Source organism: Pseudomonas sp. MAG733B, assembly GCF_036884845.1.
GTDB lineage: Bacteria > Pseudomonadota > Gammaproteobacteria > Pseudomonadales > Pseudomonadaceae > Aquipseudomonas.
The window spans coordinates 5461312-5475922 of record NZ_CP145732.1 but is presented as its reverse complement, the minus strand read 5'-3'; the positions used below and the strand labels follow the sequence as shown (position 1 = coordinate 5475922).

Annotated in this window: 15 protein-coding genes; 11 read left to right on the top strand and 4 right to left on the bottom strand. The window is 57.6% G+C overall.

What is annotated here, in order from left to right; translation table 11 throughout:
* Nucleotides 1-28: 28 nt before the first annotated feature.
* From odhB to V6Z53_RS24925, 7 genes are all read left to right on the top strand, one after another.
* Nucleotides 29-1249 (top strand): 2-oxoglutarate dehydrogenase complex dihydrolipoyllysine-residue succinyltransferase, encoded by a 1221-nt coding sequence (gene odhB, locus V6Z53_RS24955; protein ID WP_338582319.1) that lies wholly within the window; start codon nucleotides 29-31, stop codon nucleotides 1247-1249.
* Between the two features lie 98 nt (nucleotides 1250-1347).
* A complete protein-coding gene (gene lpdA / locus V6Z53_RS24950; protein ID WP_103394793.1) occupies nucleotides 1348-2784 on the top strand; it encodes a dihydrolipoyl dehydrogenase in 1437 nt (478 codons plus the stop codon).
* A gap of 179 nt (nucleotides 2785-2963) precedes the next feature.
* Complete coding sequence (sucC, locus tag V6Z53_RS24945) at nucleotides 2964-4130, top strand: ADP-forming succinate--CoA ligase subunit beta (protein ID WP_007919879.1); 1167 nt, start codon at nucleotides 2964-2966, stop codon at nucleotides 4128-4130.
* On the top strand, nucleotides 4130-5011 hold the full coding sequence (gene sucD, locus V6Z53_RS24940) for a succinate--CoA ligase subunit alpha (RefSeq protein WP_095060813.1): 882 nt from the start codon (nucleotides 4130-4132) through the stop codon (nucleotides 5009-5011). Before sucC ends, sucD begins: the two co-directional genes overlap by 1 nt.
* Nucleotides 5012-5391: 380 nt before the next feature.
* Complete coding sequence (gene brnQ / locus V6Z53_RS24935; RefSeq protein WP_338582317.1) at nucleotides 5392-6705, top strand: branched-chain amino acid transport system II carrier protein; 1314 nt, start codon at nucleotides 5392-5394, stop codon at nucleotides 6703-6705.
* A gap of 256 nt (nucleotides 6706-6961) precedes the next feature.
* Nucleotides 6962-7699, top strand: a complete 738-nt coding sequence (locus tag V6Z53_RS24930; protein ID WP_338582316.1) for a DUF599 family protein — start codon at nucleotides 6962-6964, stop codon at nucleotides 7697-7699.
* The gene (locus V6Z53_RS24925) at nucleotides 7699-8100 is read left to right on the top strand and encodes an MAPEG family protein (RefSeq protein ID WP_338582315.1); all 402 of its coding nucleotides are present in this window, start codon (nucleotides 7699-7701) and stop codon (nucleotides 8098-8100) included. The genes V6Z53_RS24930 and V6Z53_RS24925 overlap by 1 nt, the downstream gene beginning before the upstream one ends.
* A 78-nt stretch (nucleotides 8101-8178) precedes the next feature.
* Here V6Z53_RS24925 and V6Z53_RS24920 read toward each other — a convergent pair whose 3' ends face one another.
* Complete coding sequence (locus V6Z53_RS24920) at nucleotides 8179-8415, bottom strand: hypothetical protein (RefSeq protein ID WP_218441292.1); 237 nt, start codon at nucleotides 8413-8415, stop codon at nucleotides 8179-8181.
* A 160-nt stretch (nucleotides 8416-8575) separates the two neighbouring features.
* On the opposite strand from V6Z53_RS24920, the gene V6Z53_RS24915 reads away from it, so the two are divergent.
* The 4 genes from V6Z53_RS24915 (at nucleotide 8576) to V6Z53_RS24900 (ending at nucleotide 12281) form a co-directional block, all read left to right on the top strand.
* Nucleotides 8576-9052, top strand: coding sequence for a PaaI family thioesterase (locus V6Z53_RS24915; RefSeq protein WP_338582314.1), 477 nt, complete (start codon nucleotides 8576-8578; stop codon nucleotides 9050-9052).
* Nucleotides 9049-9498: a PaaI family thioesterase gene (locus V6Z53_RS24910; protein WP_338582313.1), complete on the top strand. Its 450-nt coding sequence runs from the start codon at nucleotides 9049-9051 to the stop codon at nucleotides 9496-9498. Before V6Z53_RS24915 ends, V6Z53_RS24910 begins: the two co-directional genes overlap by 4 nt.
* 82 nt (nucleotides 9499-9580) lie before the next feature.
* Nucleotides 9581-11485 (top strand): molecular chaperone HtpG, encoded by a 1905-nt coding sequence (gene htpG / locus V6Z53_RS24905; protein ID WP_338582312.1) that lies wholly within the window; start codon nucleotides 9581-9583, stop codon nucleotides 11483-11485.
* A gap of 67 nt (nucleotides 11486-11552) precedes the next feature.
* A complete protein-coding gene (locus V6Z53_RS24900; protein WP_338582311.1) occupies nucleotides 11553-12281 on the top strand; it encodes a dienelactone hydrolase family protein in 729 nt (242 codons plus the stop codon).
* Nucleotides 12282-12413: 132 nt separating this feature from the next.
* On the opposite strand, the gene V6Z53_RS24895 is transcribed toward V6Z53_RS24900, so the two are convergent.
* From V6Z53_RS24895 to V6Z53_RS24885, 3 genes are all read right to left on the bottom strand, one after another.
* A complete protein-coding gene (locus tag V6Z53_RS24895; RefSeq protein ID WP_338582310.1) occupies nucleotides 12414-13274 on the bottom strand; it encodes a pirin family protein in 861 nt (286 codons plus the stop codon).
* A 62-nt stretch (nucleotides 13275-13336) separates the two neighbouring features.
* A complete protein-coding gene (locus V6Z53_RS24890; RefSeq protein WP_338582309.1) occupies nucleotides 13337-13753 on the bottom strand; it encodes an OsmC family protein in 417 nt (138 codons plus the stop codon).
* A gap of 143 nt (nucleotides 13754-13896) precedes the next feature.
* Entirely contained in the window at nucleotides 13897-14610 is a 714-nt protein-coding gene (locus tag V6Z53_RS24885) for a DUF3108 domain-containing protein (RefSeq protein ID WP_338582308.1), read from the bottom strand.
* Between the last annotated feature and the right edge of the window lies 1 nt (nucleotide 14611).

The following is a 14611-nucleotide window of genomic DNA, read 5'->3' as shown; positions in this document are numbered from 1 at the left end:
TGAAACCGAATTTAAGGACCCACAGATAATGGCTATCGAAATCAAAGCCCCCACTTTCCCGGAATCGGTTGCCGATGGCACCGTTGCCACCTGGCACAAAAAACCGGGCGACGCCGTCAAGCGTGACGACCTGATTGTCGACATCGAAACCGACAAGGTTGTCCTGGAAGTGTTGGCGACTGCTGACGGCGTGCTGGGCGCTATCGTCAAGAACGAAGGCGACACCGTTCTGTCCGACGAAGTGCTGGGCTCCATCGAAGCGGGCGGTGCTGCTGCCGCTGCTCCAGCCGCTGCTGCTCCGGCCGCTGCACAAGCTGCTGCTCCTGCTGCCGAAGGCGAAGACGATCCTGTTGCTGCACCGGCTGCTCGCAAGCTGGCTGAAGAAAACGGCATCAACATCGCTTCCGTTGCCGGCACCGGCAAAGGCGGTCGTGTGACCAAGGAAGACGTGGTTGCAGCCGTTGCTGCCAAGAAAGCCGCTCCGGCTGCCGCGCCTGCCAAGGCTGCTGCTCCTTCGGCTGCCGCTCCTGTGTTCGCCGCTGGCGACCGCATCGAGAAGCGCGTACCGATGACCCGCGTTCGTGCCACCGTGGCCAAGCGTCTGGTTGAAGCTCAGTCGAACATGGCGATGCTGACCACTTTCAACGAAGTCGACATGACCGAAGTCATGGCCCTGCGTTCGAAGTACAAGGACCTGTTCGAGAAGTCCCACAACGGCGTGCGCCTGGGCTTCATGTCGTTCTTCGTGAAGGCTGCCACCGAAGCGCTGAAACGCTTCCCGGCCGTTAACGCCTCGATCGACGGTGCTGACATCGTTTACCACGGCTACGCTGACGTCGGCGTTGCAGTTTCCAGCGATCGCGGCCTGGTTGTACCGGTTCTGCGTAACGCCGAACTGATGAGCCTGGCTGAAATCGAAGGCGGCATCGCTACCTTCGGCAAGAAAGCCCGCGACGGCAAACTGTCGATGGACGAAATGACCGGTGGTACTTTCACCATCACCAACGGTGGTACTTTCGGTTCGATGATGTCGACCCCGATCGTCAACCCGCCACAAGCCGCCATCCTGGGCATGCACAACATCATCCAGCGTCCTATGGCCATCAACGGTCAGGTCGTTATCCGTCCGATGATGTACCTGGCACTGTCCTACGATCACCGTCTGATCGATGGCAAAGAAGCTGTGACCTTCCTGGTGACCATCAAGAACCTGCTGGAAGATCCGGCTCGTCTGTTGCTGGATATCTGATAGAAGCAGCCATGAGCTGCAAGCTCGAGCTGACGGAAAACCCGCAGTTTGGCTTGCCGCTCGCGGCTTGAAGCTTTTCGCTAAAGAGGATTTTTTGAATGTCGCAGAAATTTGACGTAGTAGTGATCGGCGCTGGCCCTGGCGGCTATGTGGCTGCCATCAAGGCTGCCCAACTGGGCCTCAGCACTGCCTGCATCGAGAAGTACACCGACAAGGAAGGCAAACTGGCTCTGGGCGGTACTTGCCTGAACGTCGGCTGCATTCCATCCAAGGCGCTGCTGGACAGCTCCTGGAAGTACAAGGAAGCCAAAGAAGGCTTCGCGATCCACGGTATCAACCACGCTGGCGTGACCATGGACGTGCCAGCAATGGTCGGCCGCAAGGCCACCATCGTCAAAGGCCTGACCTCTGGCGTTGCGACCCTGTTCAAAGCCAACGGTGTGACTTCCATTGAAGGTCACGGCAAGCTGCTGGCCGGCAAGCAAGTTGAAGTCACCAAGCCAGACGGCTCGGTAGAAATCATCCAGGCCGAGAACGTGATCCTGGCTCCAGGTTCGCGTCCGATCGACATTCCGCCAGCTCCGGTTGACCAGAATGTGATCGTCGATTCGACTGGCGCCCTGGAATTCCAGACTGTGCCTAAGCGTCTGGGTGTGATCGGCGCTGGCGTGATCGGTCTGGAACTGGGTTCGGTCTGGTCGCGTCTGGGTGCAGAAGTGACTGTCCTGGAAGCCCTGGACACTTTCCTGATGGCAGCGGACGCCGCTGTTTCCAAGGAAGCGCTGAAAACCCTGACCAAACAGGGTCTGGACATCAAGCTGGGCGCTCGCGTGACCGGTTCCAAAGTGAACGGCGACGAAGTCGTTGTGAACTACACCGATGCCAACGGCGAACAGAACATCACTTTCGACAAGCTGATCGTAGCCGTTGGTCGCCGTCCGGTGACCACTGATCTGCTGGCTGCCGACTGCGGCGTGACCCTGGACGAGCGCGGTTTCGTGCACGTTGATGATCACTGCGCCACCACCGTACCGGGCGTCTACGCCATCGGTGACGTGGTTCGCGGCATGATGCTGGCGCACAAAGCGTCGGAAGAAGGCATCATGGTTGTCGAGCGCATCAAGGGCCACAAGGCTCAGATGAACTATGATTTGATCCCTTCGGTTATTTATACTCACCCGGAAATCGCGTGGGTTGGTAAAACCGAGCAGGCCTTGAAAGCTGAAGGCGTTGAAGTTAACGTCGGCACCTTCCCGTTCGCAGCCTCCGGCCGTGCCATGGCTGCCAACGATACCGGTGGTTTCGTCAAGGTCATCGCTGATGCCAAGACAGACCGCGTATTGGGCGTCCATGTGATTGGCCCAAGCGCTGCCGAACTGGTTCAGCAGGGCGCGATCGGTATGGAATTCGGCACCAGCGCTGAAGACCTGGGCATGATGGTTTTCTCCCATCCGACCCTGTCGGAAGCCTTGCACGAAGCTGCTCTGGCAGTGAATGGCGGCGCCATCCACATCGCCAACCGCAAGAAGCGTTAAGACAATAAGAAACCACGGCGGTACGGCCCGTCGTGAGCCTTGCATGCAAGACTCACCGCGGAATGTCCGCTGGACGCAGTCTTGCGTAGCTCAGCTACGCAAGCAGCAGTCACAGGTGGTGCGGCACTTCTACAAGTGCAGCACCGAATGCGCAGTACCTAACGAAGACGGTAATAAGCATGAATCTTCACGAGTATCAGGGTAAGCAGCTGTTCGCTGAGTACGGCCTGCCAGTATCCACCGGTTACGCGGTAGACACCCCGGAAGCAGCAGCAGAAGCTTGCGACAAAATCGGCGGCAGCGAGTGGGTTGTCAAAGCCCAGGTCCACGCCGGTGGTCGCGGTAAAGCGGGCGGCGTTAAGCTGGTTCGCAGCAAAGAAGACGCCAAAGCCTTCGCACAGCAGTGGCTGGGCAAGCGTCTGGTGACTTACCAGACTGACGCCAATGGTCAGCCAGTCACCAAGATCCTGGTTGAATCGTGCACTGATATCGCTAAAGAGCTGTACCTGGGCGCTGTCGTTGACCGTTCGAGCCGTCGTATCGTGTTCATGGCTTCCACCGAAGGTGGCGTGGACATCGAGAAAATCGCTCACGACACTCCAGAAAAAATTCTGAAAGCCACTATCGATCCACTGGTTGGCGCTCAGCCATTCCAGGGTCGCGAGCTGGCATTCCAGTTGGGTCTGGAAGGCAAGCAAGTTGCCCAGTTCGCCAAGATCTTCGTAGGTCTGGCCAAACTGTTCAAGGATCACGACCTGGCCCTGCTGGAAGTGAACCCGCTGGTGATCAAGGCTGACGGCGATCTGCATTGCCTCGATGCCAAGATCAACATCGACGCCAACGCCATGTACCGTCAGCCTAAGCTGAAGACTTTCCACGATCCGTCGCAAGACGATCCGCGCGAAGCACACGCTGCCAAGTTCGAACTGAACTACGTAGCACTGGAAGGCAACATCGGTTGCATGGTCAACGGTGCTGGCCTGGCCATGGGTACCATGGACATCGTCAACCTGCATGGCGGCAAACCAGCCAACTTCCTCGACGTGGGCGGCGGTGCTACCAAAGAACGCGTTACCGAAGCGTTCAAAATCATTCTGTCCGACACCAACGTCGCTGCAGTACTGGTTAACATCTTCGGCGGCATCGTTCGTTGCGACATGATTGCCGAAGGCATCATCGGTGCAGTGAAAGAAGTCGGCGTGAAAATCCCGGTTGTTGTTCGCCTTGAAGGCAACAACGCTGAACTGGGCGCTAAAGTACTGGCAGAAAGCGGTTTGAACATCATCGCTGCTACCAGCCTGACCGACGCTGCTCAACAAGTTGTCAAAGCTGCGGAGGGCAAATAATGAGCGTCCTGATCAATAAAGACACCAAAGTTATCTGCCAGGGTATTACCGGTTCGCAAGGTAGTTTCCACACCCAGCAAGCCATCGAGTACGGCACCAAGATGGTTGGTGGTGTAACTCCAGGCAAAGGCGGCACCGAGCACCTGGGTCTGCCAGTGTTCAACACCGTTAAAGACGCAGTAGCTGCCACTGGCGCTACCGCCAGCGTGATCTACGTTCCGGCTCCTTTCTGCAAAGATTCGATCCTGGAAGCTGCTTTCGGCGGCATCAAGCTGATCGTCTGCATCACCGAAGGCATTCCTACCCTGGACATGCTGGACGCTAAAGTTAAGTGCGACGAGCTGGGTGTAATCCTGATCGGCCCTAACTGCCCAGGCGTGATCACCCCAGGCGAATGCAAGATCGGCATCATGCCAGGTCACATTCACTTGCCAGGCAAGGTCGGTATCGTTTCCCGTTCCGGCACCCTGACCTACGAAGCTGTGAAGCAGACTACTGACGCCGGTTTCGGTCAGTCGACTTGCGTCGGCATCGGTGGTGACCCGATCCCGGGTTCGAACTTCATCGACATCCTGAAGCTGTTCCAGGAAGACCCGAAGACCGAAGCGATCGTAATGATCGGTGAGATCGGCGGTTCGGCTGAAGAAGAAGCGGCTGCCTACATCAAGGCACACGTGACCAAGCCGGTTGTTTCCTACATCGCTGGTGTGACTGCTCCTCCGGGCAAGCGCATGGGCCATGCTGGCGCAATCATCTCTGGCGGCAAAGGCACTGCAGACGAGAAGTTTGCTGCCCTGGAAGACGCAGGCGTTAAAACCGTGCGTTCGCTGGCAGACATCGGCAAGGCTTTGTCCGAGCTGACCGGTTGGGCTGTCAAGTAAGCCTCGCGCTTAACTGACGCTTCACCAAACAAAGGCCACCTTCGGGTGGCCTTTGTCGTTTTTGAAGATCAAAAGATCGCAGCCTTCGGCAGCTCCTACATAAGTTCATTCCCCTGTAGGAGCTGCCGAAGGCTGCGATCTTTTGATCTTTATGAAATTTAGATGTGTAAACGCGACACGGAAATGTCGCGCATCGGAATGTTCGCCCTCAAACAGTGCGTTTTCCGGCCAGATTCGTTAGGCTACTCGCCATTTTTGCGTCCGCGCCCACAAGGCAGCAACGCGCTAAAAGGGTTGGTCTCATACGGACCGACAGCATTTCCCTCACCCATAGGGAAATCCCTCTCTAAATTCCGATTCAGTAGTGTGGTATTTCCTTAATGAAAGTGTTGAAAGGCCAGGACATCCTGGCACTTGGTTTTATGACGTTTGCCCTGTTCGTCGGGGCTGGCAACATCATCTTCCCGCCTATCGTCGGTTTGCAGTCCGGGCCTCATGTCTGGATGGCGGCGCTGGGTTTCCTGGTCACGGCGGTGGGCCTGCCAGTGATCACTGTCGTGGCCCTGGCCAAGGTTGGCGGCGCCATGGATGCGTTGAGCAGCCCGATCGGTAAAGTGGCCGGTGGCGTGTTGGCAGCCGCTTGCTACCTCGCTGTTGGCCCGCTGTTCGCGACGCCACGTACGGCGACCGTCTCGTTCGAAGTGGGCCTGGCGCCGCTGACCGGCGAGAGCCCGCTGGCGCTGTTCCTCTACAGCTCGGTTTACTTCCTACTGGTGTTCTTCATCTCGCTGTATCCGGGCCGTCTGCTGGATACCGTAGGACGTTTCCTCGCACCGCTGAAGATCATTGCGCTTGCTGTTCTGGGCATCGCCGCATTCGCCTTGCCGGCGGGTGACATTGGCCATGCCACGCCTGAGTACGTAGCGGCACCGTTCTCCCAGGGTTTCATCAATGGTTACCTGACCATGGATACTTTGGGCGCACTGGTGTTCGGCATCGTGATTGTTAACGCCATCCGTTCCCGCGGCGTCGAGTCGCCAGCACTGATCACCCGTTACGCGATCATCGCCGGTCTGATTGCCGGTGTGGGCCTGGCACTGGTCTACATCAGCCTGTTCCGTCTCGGTTCGGGCAGCCATGAAGTGGCCGCCGGTGCCACCAATGGTGCAGCGGTGTTGCACGCTTACGTGCAGCACACGTTCGGTTCGTTGGGCAGCGGTTTCCTCGCGGTGCTGATCTCCCTGGCGTGCCTGGTGACGGCCGTTGGCCTGACCTGTGCCTGCGCCGAATACTTCAGCCGTGTGCTGCCACTGTCCTACAAGACGCTGGTGATCATCCTTGCTGCGTTCTCGCTGCTGGTGTCCAACTTGGGCCTGACCAAGCTGATTGCGTTCTCGATCCCGGTACTGACCGCGATCTACCCGCCGTGCATCGTTCTGGTGGCGTTGAGCTTCTGCAAGGACTTCTGGCATGAGCAGGGTCGTATCCTCGGCCCGGTGATGCTGGTGTCGTTCATCTTCGGTCTGATCGACGCCCTCAAGGGTGCTGGACTGGCGGAGTGGATGCCGGCGCAACTGGCTCACCTGCCGCTGAGCGAGCAGGGTCTGGCGTGGCTGGTGCCGTCGGTGATGACCCTGGTAGTTGCGGTGGTTTGCGACCGTCTGCTGGGCAAGCGCGAAGAAGCCTTGGCTTAAGTCGCTTCACGACCCGTCACAAGCGGGTCTGGAGCAGAAACAGAAATGCCCCGTATCAATCGATACGGGGCATTTTTTTTATCTGGAGATGCGGTGCCTTTTCCGTTGAGCTAACGTCGAAGCCTTACCTGTAGGAGCAAGGCTTGCCCGCGATGGCGGTATAACATTCGACACCGTTGTTGACTGACGCACCGCCATCGCGGGCAAGCCATGCTCCTACAGGGGTCACCTATGCCAACATCTCACAGGGAATTGCATGTCGTTCATCCAAGCCAACCTGATCCACATTCTTGCCGCCGTCTGGTTCGTAGTCTGTTGGGGCGGTTACACCCGCTATGCCACCTGGAAGGGCCGTGACACTGCTTGTCTGGCCAGCGTGCTTCATCTCTATCGCGAAGACTGGATGCGCCGGATGTTGCTGCGTGACAACCGCATCGCGGACGCCAGCGTGATCGGCAACCTGGAACGCAATGCTTCGTTCTTCGCCTCCAGCACGCTGATTATCCTGGCCGGTATTCTCACGGTACTCGGCGCATCGGAGCGGGCGGTGTCGCTGTTGGCGGATATTCCGATGGTGCAACAGGCTTCCCAAGGCATGTCGGAGATCAAGTTGTTGTGCCTGGCCTTGGTGTTCGTCTATGCCTTCTTCACCTTCAGTTGGTGCATGCGCCAGTACAATTTCGCCGCCATTCTGGTGGGTTCGGCACCGATGGTCGGTGAACGGCATGTGTCCGAGCTGGAGCGCAAGGCCTTTGCCGCCCGAGCGGCGCGGGTCATATCCATGGCCGCCAACCAGTTCAACTTCGGCCTGCGCTCTTACTACTTCGGCATGACCATGCTGGCCTGGTTCGTCAGTCCATGGTTGTTCATGTTGATGAGCGCGGGCGTGGTGTTTGTGTTGTACCGCCGCGAGTTTCATTCCGACGTACTCGACGTGATGGTCTATACACCTACTGAGGCGCCATTGCCCGAGCTGAATAAAGAGGCTGCTTGATGAGTATTCCATTCTGGTGTGTGTTCATCAGTGCCTTGCTGATTTACGTGGCGCGCATGCCCGTGAGCAAGGCCATGAAAGAGCAGGGCGGTTACAACAATCACTTGCCGCGCCAACAGCAGGCGCAACTCACTGGGCTGGGTGCCCGTGCGGTGGCGGCACATCAGAATAGTTTCGAAGCGTTCATACTGTTCGCGGTGGGTGTGTTGATGGCGCATACCACGCAGACGGCAGGTTGGCTGATTGACTTGCTGGCGATCATCTTCGTGATCACCCGAGTTATCTACTTACTGTGCTATTGGAAAGATCTTACCTGGCAGCGCAGCCTGGTTTGGCTGGTTGGATTAGTCTGTTCGTTGTTGCTGATGATTAGTCCGACTTTTCGAACGATTTTGCTCTAACGCTGAGCTCGCAACAAAACAGCAGACAAAAGAAAACCCGCACTTGGCGGGTTTTCTTTTATCACGCTAAAAACTGATTTAGTTTTTAGGTGCTGCTTCTTTTGCGGCTGCTTCGTTCGATTCAGCCTGATCTTTGGCGGCTTCGGCGTTTTCTTTCGCAGCGTCGTTCACTTTATCCTGAGCTTTGCTCATGTCTTGCTGAGCTTGCTCAGCATGTTTGGTAGCATCTTGAGCTTTGTCCTCGGATTTTTTATCGCAGGCAGCGAGACCGAGGGAAGCGGTCAACATCAAGGCAATAGCTAAAGTCTTACGCATGGGGTGTTTCTCCTTGTGGAAAATATCTATCTGGCCTTAAGAGCCCAGGCGTCAGGGTTAAGTTCCTCAAATTGTTCAGATATATAAGTTTGTTCTAACGCGGAACTTTTACCCGGACTGCTACTGCACTGTCCGGATATTAAACAAGAGTATTTATCAAATGGCCGAAAACCCCATTTTTGAGCGTGCGACGCGATTTCTCTCGGCATTGAGACATTGTCAGGTCCTTGGTTTGAGCGTGCACAGCGCCAGCAGTGAAGGGCTCACCGTGGTGCTTCCATATAGCCCACAGATCGTCGGCAACCCGCAGACAGGCGTTATTCATGGCGGCGCACTGACATCACTGATGGACACCGCTTGCGGCATGTCCACCCTCTGCGTGCTGCCGGAATTCGAGGTGTGCCCGACTCTCGATCTGCGTATCGACTACATGCACGCCGCTGAACCCCATAAAGATGTCTACGGTTTTGCCCAGTGCTACCGGGTGACCACAGACGTGATTTTCGCCCGCGGCTTTGCCTATCAGGACGATCCCGAGCATCCGATCGCGCATGTCGTGGGCACCTTCATGCGCATGGGCAAAAACATCAAGGGCACCAAGGGCTTTGGTGGCGCCATCGCCGGAGGTACGAAATGACTGATTTCCAGGAACAACTGCAAGCGGCCCATGAGAAGGGCGATTACAGCGCGCTGCTGCAATTGATTCCCTACGCCACGCTGATCGGCGTCGAATGCTCGCGAGTAGGAGATGAGTTGCTGTTTCGTCTGCCGGCCAACAAAGACAACATTGGTAACCCTTTATTGCCCGCTATCCATGGTGGCGTGATTGCCGGCTTCATGGAGCTGTCCGCGGCGTTGCATCTGCTGATTGCTACCGGTTCGCCGGGCGTACCGAAGATTATCGACTTCTCCCTCGATTACCTGCGTGCCGGCCAATTCCGCGATACCTGGGCTCGCTGCCAGGTTTGCCGCCAAGGGCGACGCGTGGCCAACGTGGCGATTACCGCCTGGCAAAGCACCGAAGGCGAGCCGATTGCCACGGCCCGGGCGCATTTCAAACTCGAGGAGCCCTTGAAATCCTGAACTCAGCCCCCAACTCTGATGACAACCCGCCGCCGACCGCTCAAGGTCGCGGCCAATGCCATCTGATTGGAGTTTGATGACCATGAGTGTGGAAACTCAAAAGGAAACCCTGGGCTTCCAGACCGAGGTAAAGCAGCTGCTGCACCTCATGATCCATTCGCTGTATTCCAACAAGGAAATTTTCCTTCGCGAATTGATCTCGAACGCCTCTGACGCTGTAGACAAATTACGTTTCGAAGCGCTGTCCAAGCCAGAACTGCTGGAAGGTGGCGCCGAGCTGAAAATCCGTGTGAGCTTCGACAAGGACGCTAAAACCGTCACCCTCGAAGACAACGGTATCGGCATGAGCCGCGAGGATGCGATCACGCACCTGGGCACCATCGCCAAATCCGGCACCGCCGATTTCATGAAGCACCTGACCGGCGACCAGAAGAAAGACTCGCACCTGATCGGCCAGTTCGGTGTCGGTTTCTACTCCGCATTCATCGTCGCTGACAAAGTCGACGTGTACAGCCGTCGTGCCGGCAGCGCTGCCAGCGAAGGCGTGCATTGGTCGTCCAAGGGCGAAGGCGATTTCGAAGTTGCAACGATCGAGAAAACCGAGCGCGGCACTCGCATCGTCCTGCACTTGAAATCCGCTGAAGACGAGTTCGCCGATGGTTGGCGTCTGCGCAACATCATCAAGAAGTACTCCGATCACATCGCCTTGCCGATCGAGTTGCCGAAAGAAGTGGCAGCTGCTGAAGGCGAGGAAAAACCAGCCGTTGAATGGGAAACCGTCAACCGCGCCAGCGCCCTGTGGACCCGTCCGCGTACCGACATCAAGGACGAGGAATATCAGGAGTTCTACAAGCACATCGCTCACGATTTCGAAAATCCGCTGAGCTGGAGCCACAACAAGGTCGAAGGCAAGCTGGAATACAGCTCGCTGCTGTACGTGCCGAGCCGTGCTCCGTTCGATCTGTACCAGCGTGAAGCACCGAAAGGCCTGAAGTTGTACGTTCAGCGCGTGTTCGTCATGGACCAGGCTGAGTCGTTCCTGCCGCTGTACCTGCGCTTCATCAAAGGCGTGGTCGACTCCAACGACCTGTCGCTGAACGTGTCGCGGGAAATCCTGCAGAAGGACCCGATCATTGACTCCATGAAGTCAGCGCTGACCAAGCGCGTGCTCGACATGCTGGAAAAACTGGCGAAGAACGAGCCTGAGCAATACAAAGGCTTCTGGAAAAACTTCGGTCAGGTCATGAAGGAAGGCCCGGCAGAAGATTTCGCCAACAAGGAAAAAATCGCCGGTCTGCTGCGTTTCGCATCGACCAACGGCGACGAAGGCGAGCAGGTCGTTGGCCTGGCCGAATACCTGGCACGTGCCAAGGAAGGTCAGGACAAGATTTACTACCTGACCGGCGAAACCTACGCACAAGTCAAAAACAGCCCGCACCTGGAAGTCTTCCGCAAGAAAGGCATCGAAGTGCTGCTGCTGACCGACCGTATCGACGAGTGGCTGATGAGCTACCTCAACGACTTCGACGGCAAGAGCTTTGTCGACGTGGCGCGCGGTGACCTGGACCTGGGCAACCTGGACTCGGAAGAAGACAAGAAAGCCGCGGAAGAAGTCGCCAAGTCCAAAGAAGGTCTGGTTGAGCGTCTGAAAACTGCGCTGGGCGAATCTGTAGCCGAAGTGCGGGTTTCCCACCGTCTGACCGATTCCCCGGCGATCCTCGCCATTGGCGAGCAGGACCTTGGCCTGCAGATGCGTCAGATCCTCGAAGCCAGCGGTCAGAAGGTTCCGGATTCGAAGCCGATCTTCGAATTCAACCCGGCTCACCCGCTGATCGAGAAGCTCGACAACGAGCAGAGCGATGAGCGATTCGGCGATCTTTCGCACATCCTCTTTGATCAGGCGGCCCTGGCGGCCGGTGACAGCTTGAAGGACCCGGCGGCGTATGTGCGTCGTCTGAACAAGCTATTGGTTGAGCTGTCGGCTTAACTGCGTTGTAGAAAAACCCGCTTCGGCGGGTTTTTTCATTCTGGTGTTCAAAAATCAGGAGTCAGAAATGAGCCAAATCACAGTACGTTCCGTGGCCTATCAGATTGACGGCCAGACCTACGAAAGCCGCCTGGCCTTCGACGCCGACCAAAAGGGCCCGCGTCCGGGTCTGCTGATGGCGCCGAACTGGATGGGCGTCAGCGCCGGTGCGGAGGAGATCGCCAAGTCAGTGGCGGCCAAGGGTTACGTGGTGCTGATCGCGGACCTCTACGGTCAATCGGTTCGTCCGACGAACAATGACGAGGCGGGCGCGGCGATGATGCCGTTGAAGAATGACCGTCCGTTGCTGCGCAAGCGCATGCAAGTGGCATTCGAACAGCTGCAGGGTCAAGGCGAAGTGGCAGTTGATACGTCTAAGCTGGCGACCTTCGGTTTCTGCTTTGGCGGTTGCTGCGCCCTCGAATTCGCCCGTACCGGTGCGCCGGTGAAGGCCGCGGTTTCGTTCCATGGCACGTTGGACACGCCGAATCCGGCTGATGCGAAAAACATCAAGGGTAAGGTCCTGGTACTGCACGGCGCCTCCGATCCATTGGTGCCGAAAGAGCAACTGCCGGCGTTCGAAGATGAAATGAACGCGGCGGGCGTGGATTGGCAGCTGCTGAGCTACGGCGGTGCATTTCACTCTTTCACCGACCCGCACGCCAACGTGCCGGGGATGATGATGTATGACGCCAAGGTGGCTGCCCGGTCGTTCACGTCCATGCACAATCTGCTGGATGAAGTGTTCAAGGGCTGATCTGTTGCCTGACACCGACTTTGTCAGAGCCTGAACCGGCCCCTTCGCGAGCAAGCCCGCTCCCACATTTAACCGCGTTCCAATGTGGGAGCGGGCTTGCTCGCGAAGGCGGTTCCACAGGTAACTAAAATCTCAGGGCAGTTCGATCCTCTCAACTTCCCCCGGCACCGTCGGCCAGTCACCGGCCGCCCACTTGCGTCGTGCCTCATCTATCGCCGCAGGATCGCTCGCGACAAAATTCCAGTTGATCCGCCGTGGCCCGTCCAGCGGTGCGCCACCCAACAACACGGCATGGCAGTCGCTCTCCGCGAACAGCGTCATCTCTGCTCCGGTTGGCAACACCACCAGTGCATGCGGTTCTATCAACTCGCCATCCAGTTGCACCTCGCCGCTCAGCACATACAGCGCACGCTCTTCATGCTCGGTGGGAATCAGCAGCGTCGTGGCTGTTTGCAGGTGCAGTTCGGCGTAGAGCGTCGGAGAAAGTACCGGTACCGGCGATTCCAGGCAAAAGCCTGACCCGGCAATCATGCGGATCTTCACCCCAAGGTTATCGCTGACCGGAAGCGAAGCGGCTGGATGGTGGCTGTAATGTCCCGGACCCTGTTCATGATCCTTGGGTGAGGCCAGCCAGATCTGCAAACCGTGCATCCTGAAACTTTGCTCCCACAACGGTTGCGGTGTGCGTTCAACGTGGGCGATGGCGCTGCCGGCAGTCATCCAGCTCACGTCGCCGGCATTGACCACCTGATCCGAGCCGAGGCTGTCCTTGTGCTGGATCTGGCCTTCAAACAGGTAGGTGAGGGTCGACAGGCCGATATGCGGGTGCTGGCGGATGTTCATGCCTTTGCCCGCCGGATACTCGGTTTCGAGCATGTGGTCGAAAAACACGAACGGCCCGACGCTGCGGCATTTGGCTGACGGCAACGGGCGAAGAATCGGCTGGCCTTCGACATCTTCGGCGCGGGGGCGGATCACGAGCGGAGTGTTCATGGTGCATTCCAGGCTGAGCGGGTGATGCGGTCGAGCATAACCCGCTTGCGCAGACCTTGCCGCTATTGGCTGAACGCGCCTTCGGAGAGGTGGGTTTCGATGCTGACTTCAGACGTGGTCATCAGCTTGTGGATCGGGCAACGATCGGCCACGCGGTGCAGTTCGTCACGCTGGGCATCGGTCAGCACACCCTTGAGGGTCAGTTTGACGTGCAGCGCGTATTTGCCTTTCTGCTCCTGGCTGTTGTCGCGCTTGACCTCGACGCCGACACCGGTGAGCGGGATGTCTTTTTTCTTCGCGTACATTTTCAGGGTCAGGGCCTTGCAGGCACCGAGGGCGGCGTCGAAGTAATCGTGCGGCTCCGGCGCCGATCCCTCGCCGCCCGACGCTACAGGCACATCGGCAAAGAGTTCGTGGTCATCGATCTGGACGCTGTGACGAAAACCTTCAGCGGAAACGGTGTTGACGGTGACAGTCATGGGAAACCTCGCAGGCGACAGGAAAACTCATTCGATCAAAAAAGACCTTGAAGGTATAGAGCATGCCTGCGGGTGAGCGTTCCGGTTTTTTGTCCGGCATGAAAAAGCCCCGCGATTGCGGGGCTTTTTTGTAGCGATACGGATCAGTTGCCTTTGACAGCCTTGCCGTTGACCTTGCCGTCCAGGAGCATGATGTTGTACTCCTTGCCGTCGGTTTCGACCTGTTGCAGGCGAACCAGCAAGTAGTCCCAATCCTTGGCGAACCACAGCACGGTGATGCGCTTGCTTTGTGTCGGGTCGCGCACGCGCTCGACCTTGATTGCATCGATCTGGCCAGCCTTGGTGTCGACTTTTTCCGAGCCCAGCACGCGGAAGTCATAGGTATCGACTTCGCCATCATCAACCACCTGATAGCTCATGCTTTTTTTGCCGGCGGCCACGTCATGCTGCAGCGCCAGTTGATAGGTGGATTTGTCGACCATGCCGCGGTTCAGCGGAATGTTGACCGCGTCGCCACGATCGGTGCCGGTCACTTTTTTCGCGGCCCAGTCAAAGTCCAGGTCCGCTTTCTTGGCTTTGCCCAGGCCACCACGTTCGAAGTGGTAGGACTGTGGCAGCAAGGTGTCCTTGTCGACGGTCAGGGTGCTTTCTTCGGACAGGCTGGCGATCATCATCGAAGCCTTGAAGCTGAGCTTCCAGACGCCGTTGGCTTCCTTGGTCAGGCTGCGTTCGGCGGTGCCGCTCATGGGCAACTGCTTCCAGTCAGCGGTGTAGCTGGCGGAGAAGGGTTGAAGGTCTGCGGCCTGCGCGAAGGGCAAGGCAAGCAGAGCGCAAGCGAAGAGCAGGGCACGACGCATA